Genomic DNA, 25,477 nt, shown 5'->3' on the forward strand with positions numbered 1-25,477 from the left:
CCCCTGATATTAACTAGCGATCGCATTTTTCAAATTTTTCAACAGGTAGCGGCGAGGAGTCCCCCACTGATCGCCCACCTTTAGGTGGGGGAGGAACGCCGCTCCCGGTACTGGGTACTGGGGGAGGTTGCAAAATTTGGGAGGGGTTTAAAGCCCCTTCCATAATTTTTCCGCTTTCCACCCAATTCCCAGTCACGAGTACCCAGTCCCTAGTCCCTTTTACTGTCTTCATGCTTAAGAACTTCTTTGGCTACTCGTACTGGCAAATGATCTGCATCTCGCCAGTTTTCTATAGGTTCTCGGAGATATAAGCTGTATAATTTTTCTCCATCTGCTCGTTTGTCGATAGCCAAATAAACCTGCTTGGGTGCATAACATCGCAACAAACGCACCTGTAAACAAGTTTTCAAATCTCGTGATGAAGTAGATAAAGGACAGCCTTCTCCAAATAGTTCGCTAGCTGCCTTCCATGCCCGATTAACAGCTTTAATCTCGCAAACGAGCTGCTCAATAGGTGGACACCACAGTTCCTTAATTTCACCCATTTAATTTGTAATTTTTTATATTATTGGCTATCTTATTTTTCCCAAAAATAGCCTCGTTCTAAAGTCGATGAACGTCGTTTAAAGATAGATTACTAGCTTCTACAGTTAGTGGCACGAATGACGGTAGTTTAGTGCATACCACTTTCATCTTGCAATATATAATACCAATCTGAACAATGATTGCGACAGATTGATTCACCTAACCCTGACACAGAAGATGATTTCCAATTCCATTATCCAAAATGGTATAAGCCGCTTTGATGGTATGAGCTGAAGAATCTGTACTCAGTAACCTTGCAATTGTTGCCCTTCTTAACGAAAAACTAAAAACTAGAGTGAATATAAACACTTCTGGTAAATCTGCGTACAGAATAGTTTCCAGTAACAACACCAATTAAAATGATTATGTCTCAACCAACGATAGAATCAATCCTGCAAGAAAAACGCTTATTTTCTCCCTCTCCAGAATTTTCTCAAAACGCTCATATCAAAAGCCTGGAAGATTACCAACATCTTTACAACCAAGCTAAAGCCAACCCAGAACAATTCTGGGCAGAACTAGCACAAAAGGAGTTGCATTGGTTCCAAAAATGGGACAAGGTGTTAGACTGGCAACCTCCCTTTGCAAAATGGTTTGTCGATGGCAAGATTAATATTTCTTACAACTGTCTTGACAGACACCTATCGACATGGCGCAAAAATAAAGCTGCAATTATTTGGGAGGGAGAACCAGGAGACTCCCGCACTCTCACCTATGCCCAACTACATCGAGAAGTCTGTCAGTTCGCCAATGTACTCAAACAACTAGGAGTGAAAAAGGGCGATCGCGTCGGTATTTATATGCCGATGATTCCGGAAGCAGCTATTGCCATGCTTGCTTGTGCCAGAATTGGCGCTCCTCATAGCGTGGTTTTTGGTGGTTTCAGTGCCGAAGCTTTACGAGATCGACTCATCGATGCCCAAGCAAAATTAGTTATCACTGCTGACGGTGGTTGGCGCAAAGATGCGATCGTGCCTCTTAAAGAACAAGTAGACAAAGCTTTAGATGATGGTGCAGTGCCAACCGTACAAAACGTCCTAGTGGTTCAGCGTACCAAACAAAAAACCCACATGGAACCAGGACGCGATCACTGGTGGCACGATTTGCAAAAGGGAGTTTCCGCAGATTGCCCTGCCGAATCAATGGACAGTGAAGATATGCTGTTTATTCTCTACACTTCTGGTAGCACTGGCAAACCTAAAGGTGTTGTCCATACAACTGGTGGTTATAACTTATATACTCACATGACCACTAAATGGATTTTTGACCTCCAAGATACAGACGTGTACTGGTGTACTGCCGATGTAGGCTGGATTACAGGACACAGCTATATCGTGTATGGCCCCCTTTCTAACGGTGCAACAACGGTAATGTACGAAGGTGCGCCGCGTGCTTCCAATCCTGGTTGTTTTTGGGATGTGATTGAAAAGTATGGCGTGACAATTTTTTATACTGCACCTACTGCCATTCGTGCTTTTATTAAAATGGGCGAACACCATCCCAAAGCGCGAAATTTGTCTTCTTTACGTTTGCTAGGAACAGTAGGTGAGCCGATTAACCCAGAAGCTTGGATGTGGTATTACAGGGTGATTGGTGGCGAACGTTGTCCAATTGTCGATACTTGGTGGCAAACAGAAACCGGCGGTATCATGATTACTCCACTCCCAGGGGCAATTCCTACCAAACCTGGTTCGGCAACTCGTCCTTTCCCTGGTATCTTTGCTGATGTAGTGGACTTAGAAGGCAACCCTGTCGGCGATAATGAAGGCGGTTATCTAATCGTTCGCCATCCTTGGCCTGGTATGATGCGAACAATCTACGGCGATCCAGAACGCTTCCGCCGCACCTACTGGGAACACATTCCGCCCAAAGATGGGCAGTATGTCTACTTTGCTGGTGATGGTGCCAGACAAGATGAAGATGGTTACTTCTGGGTCATGGGCCGTGTAGATGATGTAATTAATGTTGCTGGTCACCGCCTGGGTACGATGGAAGTGGAATCAGCTTTAGTTTCCCATCCAGCAGTAGCTGAAGCGGCTGTAGTAGGTAAGCCGGATGAAGTGAAAGGTGAAGATATCGTAGCTTTTGTGACGTTAGAAGGTGGTCAAAATCCTACTGAAGAATTGAGCAAAGAACTGAAACAACACGTTGCCAACGAGATAGGTGCGATCGCTCGCCCCGGTGAAATTCGTTTTACCGATGCTTTACCGAAAACGCGATCAGGTAAGATTATGCGGCGCTTACTGCGGAATTTGGCATCAGGACAAGAAGTGTCAGGCGATACTTCGACATTAGAAGATAGGAGTGTACTGGATAAGCTGCGAGAAGGAGCATAGCTAAATCTTTTTAAACGCAGAGATTTATTAAGTTTGTCGTAGTGGTGCGTCTACAATTTAGATGCATAGAAAAAATAGCGATCGCTATTATGAATGCACTATTTTTGTATAGAGACACCACTACACACAAAGCGTGTTTGATAAATGTGGTTAGAGACACAACGACTTGTTCTGAGAGAATTTCAACCAGCAGACTGGCAGCCGCTTGCACCAATACTTGTAAATCCACAGGTAATGAAATTTTCTCTAACTGGCATTCTTTCAGCATCACAAACTCAAGAAAAAATTGAAAGCTTCATTACCTCATACAAAAAATTCGGATTTGGAAAGTGGGCTGTCATTCTGAAAGAGAGTAACGAGTTAATTGGTTACTGCGGAATAGCCGTAGAGCAGATTGATAATAAGGATGAAACAGAGATTGGATATCGACTAGAGCCAAATTTCTGGGGCAAGGGGTTAGCAACAGAAGCAGCATCGGCAGCCATTCAATACGGATTTGAGCAACTCAAGTTTCCATATATTCTGGGTATTGTGGAACGAGCAAATACAGCATCAGTGAGAGTACTTGAAAAGTTAGGGATGAGATACGAAAGAAAAACTATATTTCACAATGTTGAAATGGATGTGTATCGATTGAACTGCAAAAATTAACTCATCTGAAAATAGGGTTGGGGGAACAGCACAAATCGTAGGTGGAGAGAAGTCCCTACGGCGGGTTTCCCGCGCCGTAGGGAACTTCGGAGCATTGCCTGTCAAACCCCATGTGGTAAACATTTGAGATATTGGTAAGCAATGCCCACCTTACAGAAAACCGCTTTAATAAACAAACTTTTAACGATCGCATCGTTTCGGTCATCTGCCTGAAAAAGGGCAAAGCTGGAATGATAAGCTAAACAATGACATAAAAAAGAGTTTAGGATGAATTGTTAAATGGGTATTTCCTCAACAGATCCCCTACTCCTGAGGGCAGCTCGTGGTGAAGTTGTAGATCGTCCGCCTGTATGGATGATGCGGCAAGCAGGACGATATATGAAAGCTTATCGAGATTTAAGGGAGAAATACCCTTCTTTTCGCGAACGCTCAGAAATACCAGAAGTTGCGATTGAAGTTTCCTTGCAGCCGTGGAGAGCTTTCCAACCAGACGGTGTGATTTTATTTTCTGACATCGTTACGCCACTACCTGGTTTAGGCATTGATATGGACATTGCTGAAGGCAAGGGGCCAATAATTTATTCTCCCATCCGCACGCAGGAACAAATTGAGAATCTGCGTACCTTTGAACCAGAAGAATCTTTGCCGTTTATCAAAACCATTTTGCAGGCTTTACGCCAAGAAGTAGGCAACAAATCAACGGTATTGGGATTTGTAGGTGCGCCGTGGACATTAGCAGCTTATGCTGTAGAAGGAAAAGGTTCTAAAACCTATTCTGTGATCAAAAATATGGCGTTTTCGCAGCCAGCAATACTGCATCAATTGTTAACCAAACTAGCAGATGCGATCGCTATTTACGTCCGCTACCAAATTGACTGTGGCGCTCAAGTTGTACAAATGTTTGACTCTTGGGCAGGGCAGTTGAGTCCTCAAGATTATGAGATTTTTGCTCTGCCCTATCAAAAGCGGGTGTTTGAACAAGTCAAAGCCACTCATCCCGATACACCCTTAATTTTGCTAGTTAGCGGTAGCGCAGGTTTGCTGGAAAGAATGGCACAATCAGGTGCAGATGTGCTTACTATAGACTGGACAGTCGATATGGCAGATGCACGAGCAAGATTGGGCAAAAACGTGAAAGTGCAAGGAAATCTCGATCCTGGTGTACTCTTCGGTTCCAAAGAATTTATTCGCGATCGCATTCTAGATACAGTTCGCAAAGCTGGTAATAGAGGATACATTCTCAATCTTGGACATGGTGTTCTCCCAGAAACTCCAGAAGAAAATGTCGCTTTCTTCTTTGAAACCGCTAAAGGACTAAATGCCGCAGTTGTTTGATGAGTTAAGTAGAAGGCAGAAGGCAGTAGATGCGCAAGCGGCTTGCGTAGGTAGGCACAAGGAAAGAAAGTACTTTTATCCGTTCTGGTGACGCCAGTTGATTATGCCTACTTATTTAAGTTGTTGGTTGTTGATTGTGTTAATTGCTAATTGTTAATTGTTAATTGCCATTAGCTATTAGCTATTAGCTATTAACCACTAACCCCTAACTATTTATGAACCAAAAACGCATTTTAGTCACTGGTGCTAGTGGCTGTATTGGACACTACATCAGTGAAGCTTTGATTCAAGAAACGAATCACGAGTTATATTTACTGGTTAGAAATCCTCAAAAACTACAAGTTGATACTCAAGTACGTCCTGGTATTACCATCTTGCAAGGTGATATGCAGGAAATTGACAAGTTTGCCGACTTGTTGAAAACAATAGACGTTGCTGTACTAACAGCAACAGCATGGGGTGGTGCAGCTACATTTGATATTAACGTCATTAAAACATTAGAGTTATTAAGTTATCTAGATCCGGATCGGTGCGAACAAGTTATTTATTTTTCTACCGCTAGTGTCTTAGACTATAACAGTCAACCACTCAAAGAAGCAGGAGAAATCGGAACAGATTATATTAGTTCGAAGTATGAGTGTTTGATGCGCTTATCAAAATTAGCGATCGCACCTAAAGTGACTGAAGTTTTCCCCACTTTAGTCTTGGGTGGTGACAGCAATAAACCCTATTCCCACTCCACCTCAGGCATTCCCGAAATCGCAAAATACATAAACATAATTCGCTTTTTGCAAGCAGACGGTAGTTTTCACTTTATTCACGGCAGAGATATTGCTACTGTTGTGCGATATTTAATTGACAATCCTCCCAAAGAAAATGAACCACGCAAGTTGGTTTTAGGGCAAGCGCAGTTAACAGTCAATCAAGCGGTTGAAGAAGTTTGCGCTTATCTCGGTAAAAGAGTTTATTTTCGTATACCTTTGTCTTTATCGTTAGCAAATTTAATCATTGCCGTATTTAATATCCGCATGGCAGCTTGGGATAGATTTTGCATGAACTATCGACATTTTACCTATCAAAGTGTCATCAATCCCGCCAGCTTTGGATTACCTAATTACTGTGCCACCATCAGTGATGTTTTGAAGATAAGTGGTGTTGAGGGTGTTAAATAGCTTTGTATTTTAGAAAAACTGGTAGCTCTAATGCACTTATTTATACCACATCCGATTGTTTTACACCTTTTTTATATAACTCGCGTAGACAGGCTATCTTTGTGAATGAGCCTTATAGCCTATAGGATAAAAGGATGTTTTAAGCGTTAGCTATCACGCACTGCATGAGAATAAGTAGAAAAAAGGAAAATACTAATCTTTTTGGAACTAATCACAAGAGTGAGAGTGAATTATTTAATTTGTTTGTGAATTGTTTTGTTAATAACTACAAACATTTATATTTATTAGGTAAAGACTAAACTCGTTCTTCAGGTTCGCCATACCACCAAATCAAATTAATTTGCTATATATCTTTCGATATAAAAACGTAGAAGCTTGCACTTCAACCCTTGGAAGATGAAGATTTTATAAGATTTGGAATATAAAAATGGTATTAGCACAGCTGTCTTATAAAATACCATGTCTCAACTCCCCGGAAAAGCAATCTCTTATTGGATTGCTTCAACTCCTCACACATCAAATTTTCCATCTCTGACAAATGAGATATCAGTTGATGTCGCAATTGTAGGAGGAGGAATTGCCGGAATTACGGCTGCGATACTCCTCAAACGCGCTGGAAAGACTGTTGCAGTGCTTGATGCCCAGCAAATTGCAACAGGTGTCAGTGGGCATACAACAGCTAAGGTAACTTCACTTCATCAGCTAATTTATGCTCAGTTAATTAAGGAAGCTGGTGAAGAAAAGGCGCAGATTTATGCAGATTCTAATCAAATTGCAATCGAAAGAGTTGCACAGTTTGTAGAAGAAGAAAATATTGATTGCGATTTCAGTCGCACAAGTGCTTATACATTTGCAGAAACAACAGAAACATTAGATGATGTGCGCTCAGAAGTTGAAGCAGCAGTTAAGTTAGGATTACCTGCTTCGTTTGTAACAGAAACTTCTTTGCCATTTGCGATCGCAGGAGCAGTAAAATTTGACAATCAAGCTCAATTTCATGCTCGTAAATATTTGCTACATCTTGCCAAGCTCATTGATGGTAATGGCAGTTATGTGTTTGAAAATACGCGTGTACGGAACGTCGAAGAAGGAACTCCTTGTCAGGTAATAACAGCTACTGGAGTTATCAAAGCAAAAGATGTAATTATTGCTACCAATGCGCCTATTTTAGATCAAGGATTATTTTTTGCTAAAAATTATCCCAAACGTTCCTATATTATTGCTGCCCGCATTGATCCAAATCAGGCTCCGGAAGGAATGTACATTGGTACAGGTAATGATTATCAGTCGATTCGAACAACTCCTGCTCCAGATGGAGGATTGCTGTTATTGATAGGTGGTGGAGGACATAAAGTTGGTACTGTTACTAATACAGAGGAGCGTTACCTCCAGTTAGAAGCTTACGCTCGTTCCCGTTTTGGAGTAGAACAATTTGAGTACCGTTGGTCTACACAGGATATGGTTTCCTTCGATCAGCTGCCCTATATTGGTAAAGTAACTCCCTTTAACAATCATTTATACGTGGCAACTGGTTTTAGTCTTTGGGGTATGAGCAAAGGCACACTGGCAGGAATGCTGCTTTCTGATTTAGTTTTGGGAGTTGATAATCCTTGGCTCAAGCTCTACAACTCTACCCGTGCTACTCCGTTTGTAACTGTCGAATCTCTCAAGAACAATCTAGAAGTAGGATTTCATTGGGTAGGCGATCGCCTCAAAGGACTTGAGCGTTCTTCTTTGGCTGATGTTGCTCCAGGTGAAGGAAAGTTACTCACTATTAATGGTCACAAAATTGCTGCCTACCGAGACGAAGAAGGAAAAATTCATGCAGTATCAGCAACTTGTACCCATTTAGGCTGTATTGTTAATTGGAACAATGCAGAGAAAAGCTGGGATTGTCCTTGTCACGGAGGGCGTTTTAGCTGTGATGGTAAAGTATTACACGGCCCCCCAGTAAAAAACCTCAAACGTTACAAATCCTAGAATTGGGGATTGGGTACTGGTGACTGGGTATCGGGAATTCTCCTAAGGGAGACGCTATGCGTAGACGCGCAAGCGGCATCTCGTAGAGTACGGAGATTAGGTAAAGAGGACACGAGGATAAAGGGAATTGTGATTGACGTTCTTGCCTATGCCAGGTGCCACAACGCTCTTAACCCGACGCCAGGTGCTACAACGCGCTTAACCCGACGCCAGGTGACGCCAGTCGCTACAACGCGCTTAACCCGCAAGGGCGCGCTGGCTCCTTTATGCCGGGGAACCCGTCCACCCTCCGGGTTCAGCAGTCCCCCATCGCCGGGAACCGCCAAGACGGGGGCTGCTTCACCGCACTGGCTCCGCAACGCACTGGCTCCGCAAGGGCGCACTGGCTCTCTTGTCTCCTTGTCTTTCCTGCGCCTTGTCCTCTTCATAGCCCCTAATCCCTAGTCCCTAATCTACGGCATCCATTCCAAAACTACACCCACCCGACTATCTTTATCGCCACGAGAGTTTTGTTGCTGAATATCTGTAGATAAACGCAGATGGGAAGTGAGGGCATAACCCAACGACAAAGTTGTGAAACCGACTTCTTGGCTACTACCGGGAGAAACCCAACTTTGAGTGAGAGAAATATCGGCTGCACCACCACGAGACAGTATCAACATTAATTTCACACCCACATTTACCCCGTCTGTTGAATAATCGTCAGTTTGTAAATACCGATATCCTACCAGTGGTGCAAAGTTAACATAGCTGCCTAGTGGACGCAAATAATAATATAAATCTGTACCATATGTTTCACGTTTATCATTGAATGCTGCCTGATATTCACCACTGATTGTTAAGCCACTACGACCGATAAATATATCCTCTACACCAAAATTTATTCCACTTGCATTCCCACTAGAAGGAAAGTAAGAATAACCTAGCCTAACTCTAGTCCGAAAACTAGGTTCATTACGTATATCTTCCAATACATTTGGTATTTGACGCCGCCATCTTTGTAAAACAGGACTATTTTTGATTACTTCTGGACTTAAATCTAAATCTTGAGCTTGGGATTTTGGAGTTTCGCATCGACTAGGGGCAGTCATCAAAAGTAAATTAATACCTAATCCAAAGCATAAAATTGACAACTTGCCTTTCATTCCTGGGTGTCCTTATGTCTCGGCGGTTCGTAAAAAAAAGTGGTTCTACCCTCAGCAGAACCACTTAATTTTTAGCAAAACCTGGAGAACTTAGCGTACAGTTCCTTCGACGGCAGCAGCATTAATAGGTTTCATCAAGTACAGCCGCAGCATCTGCCAACCATTGGAAATGTAATAAGGCAGTTTCTGGAAGAATTGGAAGAATTTAGGAGTATTAGAGCAAGCGATCGCTGTCAACTTTTCGTTATTCTTGACACAAATCTCCAACCGCTCATAAAACTCTGGGTTTTCTACATCCAGCATTACCGGGAACACCCGCCCAGCAGTTTCATTTGTCTTTTCAATCACGTGTTTGTCGTATTCTCTTGCATCCAATCCAATCGAGGCATAGAAGTCGTAGCGCTGGATGTCATTGAGATACATCGTCGCAAACACTGACAGCAAGAAGAAGCGACACCATAGCCGCGCCTTCCAGTCATTGAGCATTTGCGGCTGAGATTTCATTACAGCATCAAAGAAATCTCCGTGACGGTTTTCATCCTGACACCAGTTTTCAAACCAACGGAAGATAGGATAAATTCTGTCTTCTGGATGTGCTTCCAGGTGACGGAAAATCGTGATATAGCGCCAATAACCTATCTTTTCCGAAAGGTAGGTAGCGTAGAAAATGAATTTCGGCTCAAAGTAGGTGTAATTTTTGCTCTTGGTTAAAAAGCCCAAATCCAAAGACAGATTAAAATCTGCCATTGCTTTGTTTAAAAAGCCGGCATGACGCGCTTCATCCCGTGACATCAGGCTAAAACATTCTGCCAAAACTGGGCTTTTGTCTTTGAGACGGCGGCTAAGTTCTTTGTAAAGCAAAAAGCCAGAAAACTCAGCCGTACACGAACGCTCTAGAAATTCAACAAATAATTGGCGAGTTTCCCCGTCAATATGATCCCAGGATTGTTCAAACTCGGCATCCCGAACAAAGTGATGGCGGTTGTAATCAGCACGAAATTCTTCCAGGATAGCTCTTAACTCGTCTTCATTGACGGAGATATCCATCCGCGCCATCGCATCAAAATCAGTAGTGTAAAAACGGGGTGTTAACAGGGTATCTTTTGCCGGAACTTTAATTCCCGGACGCAATTCTTCAAAACCTGGTTTTTTTAGGGAATCTACCATGTCGCAATTGCCATGAATGACTTTTTATTGTTGAATGCCCTAGAAAGCCAAGGTTTTTGCTTTCAAGTGGCGCAACAGACCAGAATAATATATTTGTGTATTAAAAATCAGTCTACCAAGGTGCAGGGTACGAACAGAGGGATAAAACATTAAGAGTTGCAACAAAATCGTTAGGGAGGAGGGGGGAGACGCGGGGATAAGGGGACACGGAGACGCGGGGACAAGGGGAGATGGGGAGACAAGCAACCTATTAACCACTAACCACTAACCAATGACCAATGACTAATCTACCCAACTTCAAAAATCACGAATAAACTGGACAAATCTGTTGCCAATGAAAAATTTATCATTCAATTAGGTAATATCCCTACTCACTCCCTCACTCCAAAAACTATGACTGATCAACCCCGCACCCGTGAGGAACTATACGATCGCATCCGCAAGATGGGCAGAGAGGAATTCATCCTCGAAGAGATGATCCGCTATGGTTTTTGGCCTGCTCAAGGTAGCATACCGCAAGATCCAGCAGATGAAATTCGCCGCGCTGGAGAAATTAGAAGGGAACTAGAAAAGCTACGCCAGGAAAGTAGCCGCCTCCAGAATGAAAAAGCACTGCGTAAGCAGATGTTGAAACAGCGTTTGGAAGAATCGCGACGCAAGCAGCAACAAACAAAAGAACGCCGAGAAAGAGAACGCCAAGAAAATAGCCAGGCTTGGAAACAGAAAAAACAACAAGAGATTATTTATCTTGGTGAGGGTGTATCTGCTGGATTAAATTACAGCCAAGGCAATGAGGAAAAGTTGCGATCGCTAGGTTTACCACTGTGCAACACCGCAGAAGAAATTGCGGCAGCAATGGAAATTAGTGTTGGTAAACTCAGATTTTTGGCTTTTGATCGCAAAACATCTACTGTATCCCATTACATCCGTTTTAAAATCCCGAAAAAAACTGGTGGAGAGCGGTTGATCTCAGCACCGATGCCTCATTTAAAACAGTCACAGCACTGGATTTTAGAGAATCTTCTCCAAAAATTGGAAGTTCACGACGCTGCACATGGCTTTCGTATCCAACGTTCTATTGTTACCAATGCTACTCCCCATGTTGGCGCTGATGTCATTATCAACTTTGATCTCAAGGATTTTTTCCCTACAATTTCTTACAAGCGTGTCAAAGGGCTTTTTCTATCCTTTGGTTACTCGGAAGCCGCAGCAACAATATTTGGTTTGCTCTGTACAGCTGCCGAAGTTGAGGAATTGGAGTTAGATGGCAAGACATATTATGTAGCACTGGCAGAAAGACATCTTCCCCAAGGTTCGCCAGCCAGCCCAGTAATTACCAATCTTCTTTGTCGCCGCTTAGACAGAAAATTAACAACAATGGCGGAAAGTTTGGGTTTTACTTACACCCGCTACGCCGACGACATCACCTTTTCTGCCTCTGACGATAGCTTACGTCATATCTGCAATCTTCTAAAACGCACAGAGTCAATAGTTACTTATGAAGGTTTTACCATTAATCAGGACAAAACTAGAATTCTCCGCAAATCCCGTCAGCAGGAAGTTACGGGAGTAGTGGTGAACAATAAACTCAATATTTCCAAAAAGATATTAAAGCAGTTCCGTGCTACTTTATATCAAATTGAAAAAGACGGTATAGAAGGCAAACATTGGGGAAATTCTACTAATTTGATTGCTGCCATTAGCGGCTTCGCTAATTTTGTGGCAATGGTAAATCCTGAAAAAGGCGTGGAGTTTCAGCAGCAAGTACAACGCATTAAAAAGAAATATTCTCGCCGCCAAAAGTGAGTGATTTAACTAAAGTCAGGGAATAAATCTCTGATTTCATAGTTATACTATTTTCTTAGATAACTTGGTTTTAGAAATTATCAAAAAATAAATTACCTAATAAATGTAGGGTGGGTTAGCGATAGCGTAACCCACAATGATTCGAGGTTTGATAGTGCGTTACGGATTATCTTCCTAACGCACGCTACAAATTGGAGATTTTTCAATTGAAAGTCCCTTACTGCCTTGCTGTTTCAAACCTACGATTGACCTCATCCCAGTCTACTACGTTCCACCAAGCATCTAGATAGTCTTTTCTACGGTTTTGATACTTGAGGTAATAAGCGTGTTCCCACACATCATTACCTAACAATGGGTAAAGCCGACTGGTGAGGGGACTATCTTGATTAGGAGTAGTGACAATTTCGAGTCTGCCAGAAGAGTTAAAAGTCAACCATACCCAGCCACTACCAAATTGCTTCATTCCAGCTTCGTTAAACTGCTGCTTGAAGTTGTCAAAACTGCTGAAAGTTACTTCAATTGCCTCAGTAATGGCTCCAGTTGGTGTTTTGCTACCATTTGGACTCATACTTTTCCAAAACAGGGTGTGGTTAAAATGTCCCCCTGCATTGTTCCGCACAACTGTGCGAATTTCTGATGGTATTTGCTCTAAATTGATGATTAACTCCTCAACGGATTTACTCATCAAGTCTGGATACTTTTCTAAAGCTGCATTCAAGTTATTGACATAGGCAGCATGATGTTTGTCGTGGTGCAACTGCATAGTTTGAGCATCTATATACGGCTCCAATGCAGCATAGTCATAAGGCAATGGCGCTAATGTATGAGCCATGTGTCTCTCCTATGTATGTGAGTGAGCAAAAACTATTTAGATCAGCTTTATAAGTGCTGAAGGTTAACAGGCTTTGATCTGAACAATAAATTATCCTCTTAGCTATATCATAGCCATAATGATTATGAGTTGCAACTAATAAAATAAGAAAAAGATAATAAAAGTCATTATTGATATATTTTCAAAACTCAGCTTGTGAGTATTACTATCAACTAGATTAATTTCTTACGGAGCGTTGTCATGTCGCACTTAGAATGCCCTAGTATCTAGTTCTCTGGTATAAAGCGATCGCATTCATTGCATCCAGCTAGATTGACACACTTTTGTCATAGTTATTAACCAAACTAGAAGTATAGAACTGATACTAGTCTTTCGTTTATTTGTTACTTAAGATGTCTCACGCTTTTTCTATTCCTAAATCTAGAGATACTGTCAAAATGTTGACTACTAGTGTTGCAGCTAGTCTTCTTGCAGCTGGGGTTGCAACCGACATTGCACCACAAATTCAGCAACCAATCTCACAACTTGCTGTTGCTAGTTCCGTAAATAATCAGATTAACGAACCTGAAAGACGAGGCAGTAATTCCACACTCATGTTAGTAACAGTTGTGGCAACTGGTGTTGCCACTGGCATTGTGTTGAGTAAAAAAGGGAATCGCCGCCAACAGAATTTTTCATTGGCAGAGCAACAAACTTCTACCATTAGGCTTGAGCAGGCTAGCCGCAAACTGCAAAAGAAACTTATCAACCTGCTGCATGACGATAGAGATGCTGCAACACGTCTTTTAACCCAGGCAAAACAAAAATATCCAGGCAAATCGATAGATTGGTATGCCGAGAAGGTTATTTACGATCTACAGCGCGATCGCGGTGGGTGAAAATAAGGCAGCTATGCTGGAGGCAGAGGAGGCGTGAGTTCGCCACCTGCGGGCGAACAAGGAGCACCGTGGCATAAGGTAAGACTTGGACAAGGAGAAGGATAAAGGTGGAGACAAGGGAAAAGGAGTGGAGGAAGTGATAAGAGTAAACTCTTCCCCATCCTCCCCATCTTCCCTATCTCCCTCATCTGTTCCTTCCTCAGTACCCTTTTGCTTTTGAGGTTATTGTCATTGGCCCTTGTAAACTTTATACATTGGGTGATGTCTTAATTTTTTTACCCTCTCCAGTATTACTCGGTATACCGATTTTGGATTTTAGAGATTAGATTAGGTTGATAAGTTTATATTCCTTTTATGCTTGTTGAGCACATAACAGAAGTCAGGAGTCAGAATCTTCTGATTTTTAGGCTCGTCAGCAGTTTTTAACAATCTCAGATTTTAAAGTAATATGAAGCGATCGCTTACAAATAAAAATATCAAACAATGAGCAAAGAATTCTAGATTTATCAGTAAGATACTTACAACCCAGCCGTATTTTTTTGGATATTGGTAATCAAGGCTATAGCTACCATAGACAAAATCTACTTTAGCTCGTCATTAATCTCCAAGTCCAAATCCAAATTAGGTTTGTATGCTGGTAATGGCGTAGCTGTAGCCAGCTAATAGCGTCAGTGAATTCTACTAGTGTGCTTGCCAAACTCAACTAGTAAACGGTAAAACCAAATGAGTAAATCTCTAAATCCCAAGTGTCAAGCCCAAACCCTCACCAATAAGCGTCTATGGTTATTGATGTTAAACCGTGGCGGCATTGGTTTAGGTGGAATTTTACTACTTGGACTTGTAGGGGGTGCTTGGCGATTATGGAGTTTTGTTCACAAAGATTTAACACCATTAGCAGAAAAAAGCCTGACGAATACACTTAATCGTCCTGTCAAACTGGGGGAAGTGAAAGAATTTTCGCTCTCTGGAGTAAAGTTTGGGGCTTCAGCTATTCCGGCAACACCTACAGATCCAGACTATGTTGCAGTCGGTACTGTAGAAGTGGGTTTTAATCCATTGCGGTTACTTTTTACCCACAATCTGAAGCTAGATGTTACTTTGGTTAATCCGAACGTTTATATTGAGCAGGATGAAGAAGGACGCTGGACTACTACTACTTTAGCAAAGCCAGCTAAAGGCGGACTGATTCAAACAGAGTTAGATAAACTCCGATTTCGCGATGCTCAGTTGACATTAGTACCAAATGAGCAATGGAGAAGAGAACAAGAGAAAAATTTTAAAGTTGGAAAAGCACAAGAAAACAAACCAGAAACACCTTCCCCTACAATCCAATCTGTATTTCCTCCTGGTTTTTTCTCGGCAGTGGCATTTTCGCAAATAAATGGAACTGCTCAATTATTAGAAAGTAATGAATTGATCAAGTTTGATTTAGTAGGGAAGGCAAATACTGGTGGTAACCTTTCTTTGCAAGGAAATATCCGCCCGAAGACACTGGCAACTAATTTAAAAGTGCGGGGGCAAGACTTGCTAGCCTCTGATGTTACTCGCCTGATTAAATTACCACTGGCATTTCAGGCTGGCAAGGTAAATGGCGACTTGCATATGCAAGCCGAATTGAGGCAAAATCAACCGCCTTTATTATTTGGTAGTGTTGGTTTGCAAAATGTTCAGGCTCAAGTTCCTCGTGTACCACAACCATTTATAAATTCACAAGGAACACTTCGCTTTCAAGAGACGGAAGTCAAGCTAGATAATATTGTCACAAGTTACGGTAAAGTACCACTGGTAACTAATGGCATGATCGACACTAGAACTGGTTACAAGCTGGCAGGGCGTGTCAATGCAGTCAGTACAGAGGCTGCTCAAGAAACTCTCAAGCTGAAACTGCCCGTACCTGTAGCTGGGGAGGTAAAAGCAGATTTGCAGTTGGTTGGAGAACCCACCAATCCTATTCTTTCAGGTACAGTGACCACGAGCAAGCCTGCTCGCATCGACAAAGTTGACTTTAATAGCGTCAAGGGTAAGTTTGAATATTCGCCGACAGCAGCTGTAATTACATTTAAAGATATTCAAGGACAGACAAAACTCGGTGGTGAGATTGGGGGTACTGGTACAGTTGAGCTTGGCACAACTCCTCAATTAAATTTTAATTTAACGGCAAAGAATATTCCGGGAGATGTGATCGCCTCCCTTTACAACTCCAAAACTCCGTTCCAAATAGGCACTGTCTCCGCTACAGCTAAACTGACTGGTACTACTGATAACGTCCAAACAGTGGTGCAATTTCGAGCTAATCAAGCCCAGTATCCCACAACTGGTGAAGTGGTTGTGAAGGATGATCGTAGTTTATCTTTCCGCAATGTGGCTGTGAGCGTAGGTGGTGGCAAGTTGGTGGCTGCTGGCAACTGGAATCAAGAGCGCTGGCAAGCTGTAGCTGATGCTTCCAAGATACAACTAGAACGCTTCATCAACCCTAGCCAACTGCAAAATGTATCTCTCAATCATGCTAACTTGAACGGTCGTCTCATCCTCTCAGGCACCTCCGCTCCCTTCAAAATTGCCAGCATTGACACTCAAAACGCTAAAGTTCAAGTTGCAGATGGTACGGTAGCAGTTTCTAAAATTCAACTGGGAGAAAAAAGCTTTTCTGCTCAACTTGTAGCAAACGGCGTGCGGCTGGGGCGTCTGTTGAAAAAGTCTCCCCCAGCATTACAGGGGACATTGGCGGGTAAGCTTCAAATCTCAGGTAATACAGATGCTTTCAACCTTAAAACTTTACAAGGCAGTGGTTCAGCAAGTTTAGCGGTAAGTGGTGGCACGATTACCGCTTCAAATATTCAATTGGCTGATGGTATTTATCAAGCCCAGTTGCAAGCAAATAACGTACATATGCAACAATTAGCACAATTGCCTCAGCAATTTCAAGGAAAACTAAAAGGTCAGTTAAATATCGCAGGTTCTTTGGAATCATTCCAGCCACAAGCTATTCAAGCGAAAGGACAAGCTCAGTTGAATGTAGCTGATGGCACAATTACTGCTACAAACATCCAATTGGCAAACGGTCGCTATCAAGCTGTAGTTAATGCTAATGGTGTAAAATTAAATCAGTTCTCCGAGCAGTTGCAAGGTAAATTGGGCGGCAAAATCCAAGTTGCCGGAAATTTAGAGACACAAATATTTGCCTCTCTACAGAATTTGCGGGCGATCGGTCAGTTACAGTTTTCTCAGGGTATCGCTGGTATTGAAGAACAACTAACAGCAGAAATTGGCTGGGATGGAGAAAAGCTGCTGATTCAACGAGCAACAGCTCGTGATTTAAACGCTAATGGCTATATATTAACCAAAGCCAATTCGAGCATTGCACCGGAAATTACTGGTTTAGCTCTTAATATCCAAGCAAAAAATTACAATTTAAATAAATTACCTATCAAGTTACCTAATGCAGTTGATTTAGCAGGTAAAGCTGATTTTAGCGGGCAAATTACTGGAAAACTGTCTACACCCAATTTATTAGGAACACTTGCACTGAGGAATTTAGCAGTAAATAAATTTGCTTTTGAGCCAGTATTAACTGGAAATATTCAGTCTGTGCAGGGACAAGGTTTAAATTTGAATGTCTCAGGTACGCGTGATAAACTTGCCTTCAACTTAGATGCAAATAATCGTCCCACTGCTTTTGCTGTGAAATGGCAGGAAGCTTCTGCAACTGGAACAGTACAGGGCGATAATTTGGTGGCTAAACTAGAAAATTTTCCCTTGACAGTTTTGAATGTAGATGTGCCTGCTACCACTTTTTTGGGTGCTGGTAAGGTTGCAGGGTTGTTATCGGGAAATCTACAAATTAATCAAAAAACTTGGGCAACGGCAGGAGATATTGCGATCGCTCAACCACAACTAGCTCGCATCAGTGGCGATCGCTTGTCAGCTCAATTTCGTTATGAAGATGGCAAGGTAACTCTGCGCGATAGTGCCTTTATTAGAGGAAATAGCCGTTACGCTATGGTTGGTACTTTTGCACCAACAGCTGCAAAACCCCAAATTCAAGGTAAATTAACAGTTAGCCAAGGTCAAATCCAAGACGTTTTAACAGTATTGCAGTTATTCGATATCAAAGACTTTCAACGTGGTGTCACTACACCAAGCTATGGCAGCGCCAGTGACTTGAAAACAGTGTCAGTTGGTTTAGCAAATCAACCCTTACTAACTCAAATCCAGCGTTTTTCAGAAATTGAGGCATTGTTAGCACAGCAGCAACAACAACGTCGCGATGCTTCTTTCGTACCAGATTTAGCAGATTTAAAAGGAAGTTTCAATGGTGAAGTTGCCGTTGATACAGCCACTGCTAACAAAATGACAGTAAAGTTTAACTTCAAAGGTCAAAATTTTGTTTGGGGACGAGAAGACGAACCAGAGCGACTTTACACAGCAGATCAGGTGATCGCCCAAGGCAGTTTTGAAAATGGTGTACTGACATTACTACCTTTGCGTCTCGAATCAAATAACAGGCTAATAGCCTTTACTGGTAATATTGGCGGTACAGAACAATCTGGACAACTGCGAGTCACAAATCTTCCTCTCCAACTACTGAATAATTATGTCAAACTGCCTGTTGGTTTAACAGGTAATATCAACGCCACAGCAACATTAGCAGGTAGTACAGCCAATCCCCAAGCCAGAGGAGAATTGTACATCACAGATGGAACCCTGAACCAGAAGGGAATAGAGTCAGCAAATGCTAGCTTTAGCTATAACAATGGGCGCTTAAATTTTGGTAGTAATGTGATGGTTTCTGGCTCGGAACCAGTTACTATCACTGGTAGCCTTCCCTACAAATTGCCTTTTGCTTCTGTCATGCCAGATCACAATCAAGTCAGTTTGGATGTCAAAGTTCAAAATGAAGGATTGGCAGTATTAAACTTATTAACTGACCAAGTCGCGTTTGAGAAAGGCGAGGGAGATGTAAACTTGACAGTAAGCGGAACAACAGAACAGCCAGTGCTAAAGGGTATTGCTACTGTTAAGGGAGCTACTTTTGCGGCTCAGGCTCTGCCAGAAAAGCTCACAGATGTAACAGGAAAATTAGAGTTTAATTTTGACCGGATCAAAGTAGAAAGTCTTCAAGGCAAATTTAGCAAAGGTAACATCATTGCTCAAGGGGAGATACCCGTTTTCAGTAACTCACAACAGTCAATAGACAATCCTCTCAATGTTTCCCTGAATCAGTTAGCAGTGAATCTGAAGGGCAGGTATGAAGGAGGCGTGAGCGGAGACTTGCTGATTACTGGTTCTGCTCTAAATCCGGCTATTGGTGGTAATCTCAAGTTATCTGACGGTCAAGTTTTACTGACAGAATCTGCAAACGCTGTTGCTAATGCCAATAATAATGAAGAAAGTGCGCTTTTAAAAGCAATCAAGCAAGAGAAATCTAATGGTGGAAATGCAGCGACACGTTTAGACGATTTACAAATCTTACTGGGCAAGAATGTAGAAATAGCCCTGCCACCGATTCTCAGTTTTCAAGCTACTGGCTCTCTCAGCGTTAATGGCTCCCTAAATAAACCAGAACCTGAAGGAACGATTAGATTGCGCAATGGAGATGTAAATTTATTTACTACCCAATTTAATCTTGCTCGTGGTTATGAGCATACAGCTACTTTTAGAGGCAATCAAAATCCTGACTTGGATATTCGCTTAATTGCCAGTGTTTTAGACGCAAATCCTTTACAAGTTACTAGTTCATCTGTATCTTCAGAAATTAACGATGGGATTATTACAACTTTTGATCCTGTAAATACGGTTCGTGTAGAAGCTATAATTGATGGGCCAGCTAGTCAACTCAACCAACATTTAGAATTAACAAGCAATCCTTCTCGCAGTCAAACAGAAATAGTAGCCTTGCTTGGAGGTAGTTTTGTGGAAACATTTGGACGCGGTGATACTACACTAGGACTTGTCAACTTAGCTGGTTCGGCTTTGAATCTTCAGCGAACATTTAACCAAATTGGCAATGCTTTTGGTTTGAGCGAACTACGTCTGTTTCCCACTATCACTTTTGATGACACAAACACAACCAAGAAAAATACTTCTTCGGTGGATTTGGCGATGGAAGCTGGGGTTGATGTTTCCCGTAGTTTTTCTGTTTCTGCGCTTAAAATTTTGACAAGTGATAAACCTCCTCAATTTGGCATTAACTACCGCCTCAATCCTGAATTACGCCTACGTACTTCTACTGATTTATCTGGTGACAATCGAGCAGTACTAGAGTATGAAGATAGGTTTTAAGTAGAAGGCAGAGGGCAGACGGCGGAAGGCAGAAGGGAAGAAAGTTTTTTCATTCGTTATTGGTGTACGCAGATCAGCCAGGGCTACTTAGTTAAAGGGTTGAGTTTTTTCCGCTTCCAGGAGATCTGATATGGAAAATTAGGCTTGAGTTTGAGAAGGATCTTCAACTTTGCTCAACCAGGTGATTAGATCGTCTGAGTGAACTGCAATCTCACTTCCTAAGGTTTTGATGTAAAGAACTCCATCACTAATAATTAAATCTTTGATAGGATACCACGTATGTCGTTTGGCATGGCGTATGCGGATGAGAAGTTCTAAGGGAATTCCTCTACCCAAAACATACTTGCGATGTTTCCACCAAGATCGCCATAAAACAACCGCCTTGCTGCAATGCATTTGATAGCCTTCTGGTGCTTGGCAGTATTGATACTGATAAAAACCACGATGATCTATATTGCCTGTGAGAATAAAGTTATATTCGGCTAATACCTGATTTATTAATTCCCAGTGAGTTGAATTAGCTTTAATTAAGAATGACGTAGATGCATCATCAAACTTTGTGGTAACAATCGTTCCTTCTGCTTTTGCCGCCAAATTGTTACTGCTGTAAACTGTTTCAGCTTTTAAAATTTGATTGGCCAATAATACTTCTTTGCGCTGAATAGATAGCTTAATAAATTCTCGAATTAAATCAAGATTAGTTAACATCTGTTTTGACAATAAAACTAAAATTTTTGAGTTTAATACTTCCTTGAAATTTCACTTGTAAAGGTAGATGCTGGAAATGCTGCTAATATATATGCATCTCTGAAAATATCAGCATGAATTTAATTTAACAGTTCCTAGCCTGTGATATTTACTTAAATTGGTAAAGAAATAGACTTGTTATTTAAATTTTGGAATAACTATACGGAAATAATACTGAAGTTTTCTAACTATAGTAGTAAAAAACTTTAAACACGTATGATAAAAAGCACTTTTATCTTAACAGTGTATAGTGTAAGAAGCGATCGCCTGCTTTCTTACAAAATTAGATTAGTCAAATAAAACTCACCTGTGAATAGGGGGTTAGAGACGCTGAAGCTAGGTGATTCCTTGTGTGATTAAATCATATAGATGTCTGACTAACTACAGTATTTCACAAGTTCATAACGAATTAAATTCATAAAGGCTCTGCGCCCCTCCGCGCTGACTCCGCGTACCTCTGCGTTTAAAAAAGCTAAGTATTCACACCACTAACCGATAATCGCAGAACTGATAACCCTAAAATTATCAAAAATAACACCAGCCCAATAGTACAGGCATAGCTAATTTCCAAGTTATTGAATGCTTGTTCGTACAAATAGTAGACTATTGTTTTTGAGCTGTTGCGTGGCCCACCTTGTGTCATAATATACACTTCTTCAAAAACTTTAGTCGCTGATATCGCAGAAATAACTGCTACCAGAGCGAGATATGGTTTCATTAAAGGTACGGTGATGTCCCAGTGTTTACGGACACCATCAGAACCGTCAATTGCTGCTGCTTCATAGATATCAGCAGGTATTGATTGCAACCCAGCTAGATAAATCACCATGTAATAGCCCAATCCTTTCCAGATGGTAACAGCCATAACACTAAACAATGCAAAACGAGGGCTGGTTAGCCACGGAATTCCTTCTGGAAAAATACCTTTAAGAAGCTGATTGAGTAGTCCATTTTCTGCATACAACCATCGCCAAGCAATTCCTGCCACTACCATCGAAATAACAACAGGAGTATAGTATGCAGCCCGAAACCAATGCATACCCCGTAGTTTCTGATTTACCAGAATCGCCAGTGCCAAGGGAGCAATTACCAAAATTGGCACTACACCTACCAGATACACAACAGTGTTTCCTAAAGTTTGCCAAAAAACAGGATCACCCCATAAGCGGCGGAAGTTAGCAAAGCCTACCCATTGTGGTATCTGAGTTAAATCATATTCGTAACGAGTAAAGCTGAGGTAAAAAGCTTGCAATGCAGGCCAAAATACGGTTAATACCAAGATAACTAAAGCAGGTAGCAAAAATAGGTAAGGAGTGAGTCGCTGTTTGATGAATATCCAGTTTTTAGGCGTCAAATTATTCATAACGGCGCATCTTTTTCGTACGATCGGAAGATGAATTTACAGCCACAAGTTATGCAGCATAAGGAAGGCTAACTCATATTACACGAATGACTGAGGCTGATTCATGATCGTTAACCAAGACGAAAGGGGTTGGGAAGTAATTTACCATCGCGCTCATGCTTTGCTAGCTGCCCAAATAGCCGGGCATTGGCACCCTAAAAAACGCCCGGTGCGTTGGCTAGAGACTGTTGCAGCCATTTCCCATCACGATGACTTGGAAAAAGAATGGGAAGAGAAGAACATTACCGAAGCTGGCGCACCACTAGACTTTACCCTCGATTCCGAAATTCATCTGCCAAAAATGCAGAAACTAGTACAAAATGCTCGCTATCGGGGTAGATGGGTAGCAATGCTTATTTCTATGCACATGAGCTTTTTACTTGAGGGCAAGCGGGGAGAGTCATCAGAATTGGATGACTTTTTGGATGAACAATTACAACACCAACAGCAATGGCGTCAGGAATTGAATATTACAAAAGATGATGCTGCCGAAGCTTATGCCTTTTTTCAATGGTGCGATCGCTTGTCACTCATCCTTTGCCAACGTCAGTTACCTGTTGGTGAACGCGCTCTAGAAATTGCTACTTTACCTGACGGTAATCGTTATGATGTAATCCAAAATAGTGATAATAATGTAACTGTTAAACCCTGGCCTTTCTTAGAAGAACAATTCACAGTTAAAGTAGAAGCTACCTACCTAGAGCAATTAAAATTTGACAGTAGTGCCGAACTCTCGCAAGCACTGCAAGTTGCACCAATCAAAACATTGGAGTGGACTTTTGCAAAGTAAGGCTATGATTAATATTTATTAGCTATTAGTTAGTGGTTAGTAGGAGCGGGTTTGGAAGTTGATCTAATTAGCAAAACCCGCACGACAGTCGCACTCGACGCGCTTAACCCGCAAGGGCGCGCTGGCTCCCGTACAGTAGTAAGTAGAGACGCACCATAGCGCGTCTCTATTTAGTAGTTAACTTTTTATCACTCTTGTTGTCTGCCCTTCTCCCTTCTTTATTTGTCCCCTACAATCCTTTGAATTCTAAATAATAGTTTTCTCGAATGCGCTGCAAATCTTCTGCTACTTGGGAGGCTGTACGACGGTGTCTAGAAATCCTCTTGAGTTCGGACTCTAATTCAGCACTAGAATTATGTGGAATCCAGTCTTTGCCGCCAGTGTTGAAAATCAACAAAAACATGGTAATACGTCCTAAATTCCGCAGGATTTCTAATCTAAATCTGTCAATAGCGATCGCACTTCACCCAGTAGATATCACCTGATTGGGTGAAAAGATAAAATTGTCATTAGTCATTGGTTAATGGTTAATGGTTAGTAGATAGTGGTTATTTCCTCACTCCCCCAGCTTTCCCATCTTCCGCATCTCCCACTCTCCTTGTCCCCTTGTCTTTCTCTCTCCCCATCTTCCGCATCTCCCCCTCCTCTTCCCTTCTGCCCCCTGCCCTCTGCCTTATTTTCAAGCCAGATACTGCACCCAAACTTTTAACACCTCTGGTGAACCATACCAATTTTGAGGGCTTCTAGGAGAATGTTTGACACCTTCAATCACGATATTTTCTGCTCCTTCTAAATGAGCAGCTTCAATGGGAGTAATTCCGTCTCCCCAAGTGTTACCCTTGCCGCAGGTTAGTTGATAGCTACTGTACGCTAACCAACTTCCCCGGCGTTTTTCGCCAAAAATTGTTTTGCCAGCGACACAAACATAACGAACATTTTTGTAGAATGCTCCAGGATAATTATTATTGACAAAATCTAAATTCCAGCGTGTCCAACGTTCTTGACTTATATGTGGTGTACCCAAAGTAATCAAAGTTGCAACCACCGAATGAGCTTCCCAAAGGGATGAATTAACTTCATTACGTCCCAAATAAGGTTTTTCACCCAAATAAATGCGAGATAGCCAACCTCCTGCTGAGTGACCGATCAAATTAATCTGAGAAGTATTATATTGCTGTAGTATTTGCTTTACCGTTTTATCTAGTTGCAGCAAAATAGGTGTAACCGATCTGCCTCCGAGAGTGACTATCCAGTCACGCCGTCGCAGTGGCACAATCACCGTAGGAAAGCCAGAATGTTGTAAGGATTGCTGTAGTTGGCGATAAGCGATCGCGCTTTCTAAGTATCCAGGCAAAATAACTGTTGGTAATGGCATTTTTAATTTTGGATTTGTCAGCAAAAATTTAAATATATAACTTATACGTAAGTAGCAGTGACAAACGGTATTCTTTACGGTATCAGTGTTGGGACAGGCGATCCAGAATTAATTACAGTTAAAGGGCTACGCCTGCTGCAAAATTCACCAGTGGTGGCGTTTCCGGCTGGATTGCAGGGTAAATCGGGAATAGCACAGCAAATAGTGACACCGTGGTTAAGTTCACAGCAAATACAGTTAGCTTTGACTTTCCCTTATGTCCAAGATCTAATAGTTTTAACGCAAGCATGGCAAGTAGCAGCCGAACAAGTGTGGCAATATTTAAAAATCGGTCAAGATGTGGCTTTTGCCTGTGAAGGAGATGTAAGTTTCTACAGCACATTTACTTATTTAGCACAGACATTGCAACAGCTACATCCAGAAGTAGAAGTACAATTTATACCTGGAGTTTGTTCACCAATGGCGGCGGCGGCAGTACTAGGATTACCTTTGACAATGCGCCAACAGCGATTGGTAGTACTACCTGCAATATATACAGTTGCGGAGTTAGAGACAGTTTTAGACTGGGCTGATGTTGTGGTACTGATGAAAGTCAGTTCAGTATATGAGCAAGTGTGGCAAGTTTTACAGCAGAGGAATCTACTAGAAAATAGCTGGGTTGTCGAAAAAGCCACCTTACCTGATATGGTTGTCTATACCGAGCTACGCGATCGCCCAAGCCTGAAACTACACTATTTTTCGCTGCTAGTTGTACAAAAAAGAAAATAAAATATCAAAAATGAATTATTTTTTCAATGAGAGTGTTTACAACTCTAATTTTTGAGTACAATATGGTCATTTTGAAAGATTAACCACATCTAGAACTGGCAATTTTCCTGTTTTCTGTTCTAGAACAGGAAGTTATTATTGGTAGAAGAACGCAATTACCGATTCATAAAATATTTTTTAAAAATAAAAATTCCTAATCAACAGCAACCAAGCCGAGTGAACGATA

20 protein-coding genes are annotated in these 25,477 nt (G+C 41.8%); 10 read left to right on the forward strand and 10 right to left on the reverse strand.

Annotated features, from left to right (window positions below):
- Positions 1-13: 13 nt before the first annotated feature.
- Entirely contained in the window at positions 14-196 is a 183-nt protein-coding gene (locus tag QUB80_RS08440; RefSeq protein WP_289789050.1) for a hypothetical protein, read from the reverse strand.
- 13 nt (positions 197-209) lie between these two features.
- Entirely contained in the window at positions 210-545 is a 336-nt protein-coding gene (locus QUB80_RS08445; RefSeq protein ID WP_289789051.1) for a hypothetical protein, read from the reverse strand.
- Between the two features lie 405 nt (positions 546-950).
- On the opposite strand from QUB80_RS08445, the gene acs reads away from it, so the two are divergent.
- The 5 genes from acs to QUB80_RS08470 all read left to right on the forward strand — a co-directional run bounded on the left by acs (position 951) and on the right by QUB80_RS08470 (position 8,059).
- A complete protein-coding gene (gene acs / locus QUB80_RS08450) occupies positions 951-2,921 on the forward strand; it encodes an acetate--CoA ligase (RefSeq protein ID WP_289789052.1) in 1,971 nt (656 codons plus the stop codon).
- Positions 2,922-3,065: 144 nt separating this feature from the next.
- Positions 3,066-3,572 (forward strand): GNAT family N-acetyltransferase, encoded by a 507-nt coding sequence (locus QUB80_RS08455; protein WP_289789053.1) that lies wholly within the window; start codon positions 3,066-3,068, stop codon positions 3,570-3,572.
- 279 nt (positions 3,573-3,851) lie between these two features.
- Positions 3,852-4,907, forward strand: coding sequence for a uroporphyrinogen decarboxylase (gene hemE / locus QUB80_RS08460; protein ID WP_289789054.1), 1,056 nt, complete (start codon positions 3,852-3,854; stop codon positions 4,905-4,907).
- A 215-nt stretch (positions 4,908-5,122) separates the two neighbouring features.
- Positions 5,123-6,079 carry an NAD-dependent epimerase/dehydratase family protein gene (locus tag QUB80_RS08465; protein ID WP_289789055.1) on the forward strand — a complete coding sequence of 319 codons (957 nt, stop codon included), beginning with the start codon at positions 5,123-5,125 and terminating at the stop codon, positions 6,077-6,079.
- A gap of 459 nt (positions 6,080-6,538) precedes the next feature.
- Positions 6,539-8,059 (forward strand): FAD-dependent oxidoreductase, encoded by a 1,521-nt coding sequence (locus QUB80_RS08470; protein ID WP_289789056.1) that lies wholly within the window; start codon positions 6,539-6,541, stop codon positions 8,057-8,059.
- 146 nt (positions 8,060-8,205) lie between these two features.
- Here the strand turns inward: QUB80_RS08470 and QUB80_RS08475 are convergent, their stop codons facing one another.
- The 3 genes from QUB80_RS08475 to acsF all read right to left on the reverse strand — a co-directional run bounded on the left by QUB80_RS08475 (position 8,206) and on the right by acsF (position 10,371).
- The gene (locus QUB80_RS08475; RefSeq protein ID WP_289789057.1) at positions 8,206-8,487 is read right to left on the reverse strand and encodes a hypothetical protein; all 282 of its coding nucleotides are present in this window, start codon (positions 8,485-8,487) and stop codon (positions 8,206-8,208) included.
- A 24-nt stretch (positions 8,488-8,511) separates the two neighbouring features.
- A complete protein-coding gene (locus tag QUB80_RS08480; protein ID WP_289789058.1) occupies positions 8,512-9,204 on the reverse strand; it encodes a hypothetical protein in 693 nt (230 codons plus the stop codon).
- Between the two features lie 90 nt (positions 9,205-9,294).
- A complete protein-coding gene (acsF, locus tag QUB80_RS08485) occupies positions 9,295-10,371 on the reverse strand; it encodes a magnesium-protoporphyrin IX monomethyl ester (oxidative) cyclase (RefSeq protein WP_289789059.1) in 1,077 nt (358 codons plus the stop codon).
- A 393-nt stretch (positions 10,372-10,764) separates the two neighbouring features.
- Here acsF and QUB80_RS08490 point away from each other — a divergent pair, with 393 nt between their 5' ends.
- Complete coding sequence (locus QUB80_RS08490) at positions 10,765-12,177, forward strand: reverse transcriptase family protein (RefSeq protein ID WP_289789060.1); 1,413 nt, start codon at positions 10,765-10,767, stop codon at positions 12,175-12,177.
- Positions 12,178-12,394: 217 nt separating this feature from the next.
- Here the strand turns inward: QUB80_RS08490 and QUB80_RS08495 are convergent, their stop codons facing one another.
- Entirely contained in the window at positions 12,395-13,009 is a 615-nt protein-coding gene (locus QUB80_RS08495) for a superoxide dismutase (RefSeq protein ID WP_289789061.1), read from the reverse strand.
- Between the two features lie 437 nt (positions 13,010-13,446).
- Between QUB80_RS08495 and QUB80_RS08500 the strand changes: the two genes are divergently transcribed.
- Positions 13,447-13,887, forward strand: a complete 441-nt coding sequence (locus QUB80_RS08500) for a hypothetical protein (RefSeq protein WP_289789062.1) — start codon at positions 13,447-13,449, stop codon at positions 13,885-13,887.
- Between the two features lie 723 nt (positions 13,888-14,610).
- Positions 14,611-20,169 carry a translocation/assembly module TamB domain-containing protein gene (locus QUB80_RS08505; RefSeq protein WP_289789063.1) on the forward strand — a complete coding sequence of 1,853 codons (5,559 nt, stop codon included), beginning with the start codon at positions 14,611-14,613 and terminating at the stop codon, positions 20,167-20,169.
- Positions 20,170-20,307: 138 nt separating this feature from the next.
- Here the strand turns inward: QUB80_RS08505 and QUB80_RS08510 are convergent, their stop codons facing one another.
- Entirely contained in the window at positions 20,308-20,877 is a 570-nt protein-coding gene (locus QUB80_RS08510) for a hypothetical protein (RefSeq protein ID WP_289789064.1), read from the reverse strand.
- A 511-nt stretch (positions 20,878-21,388) separates the two neighbouring features.
- Positions 21,389-22,279 (reverse strand): carbohydrate ABC transporter permease, encoded by an 891-nt coding sequence (locus QUB80_RS08515; RefSeq protein ID WP_289789065.1) that lies wholly within the window; start codon positions 22,277-22,279, stop codon positions 21,389-21,391.
- A 103-nt stretch (positions 22,280-22,382) separates the two neighbouring features.
- Here QUB80_RS08515 and QUB80_RS08520 point away from each other — a divergent pair, with 103 nt between their 5' ends.
- A complete protein-coding gene (locus QUB80_RS08520) occupies positions 22,383-23,108 on the forward strand; it encodes a DUF3891 family protein (protein WP_289789066.1) in 726 nt (241 codons plus the stop codon).
- A 229-nt stretch (positions 23,109-23,337) separates the two neighbouring features.
- Here QUB80_RS08520 and QUB80_RS08525 read toward each other — a convergent pair whose 3' ends face one another.
- Together QUB80_RS08525 and QUB80_RS08530 are read right to left on the reverse strand one after the other, a co-directional pair.
- Positions 23,338-23,511, reverse strand: coding sequence for a hypothetical protein (locus QUB80_RS08525; RefSeq protein WP_289789067.1), 174 nt, complete (start codon positions 23,509-23,511; stop codon positions 23,338-23,340).
- 276 nt (positions 23,512-23,787) lie between these two features.
- Complete coding sequence (locus QUB80_RS08530) at positions 23,788-24,483, reverse strand: esterase/lipase family protein (RefSeq protein ID WP_289789068.1); 696 nt, start codon at positions 24,481-24,483, stop codon at positions 23,788-23,790.
- Between the two features lie 57 nt (positions 24,484-24,540).
- Here QUB80_RS08530 and QUB80_RS08535 point away from each other — a divergent pair, with 57 nt between their 5' ends.
- On the forward strand, positions 24,541-25,251 hold the full coding sequence (locus tag QUB80_RS08535) for a precorrin-2 C(20)-methyltransferase (protein WP_289789069.1): 711 nt from the start codon (positions 24,541-24,543) through the stop codon (positions 25,249-25,251).
- Positions 25,252-25,477: the final 226 nt, after the last annotated feature.

It is taken from the genome of Chlorogloeopsis sp. ULAP01 (genome assembly GCF_030381805.1).
In the GTDB taxonomy this organism is placed as follows: domain Bacteria; phylum Cyanobacteriota; class Cyanobacteriia; order Cyanobacteriales; family Nostocaceae; genus Chlorogloeopsis.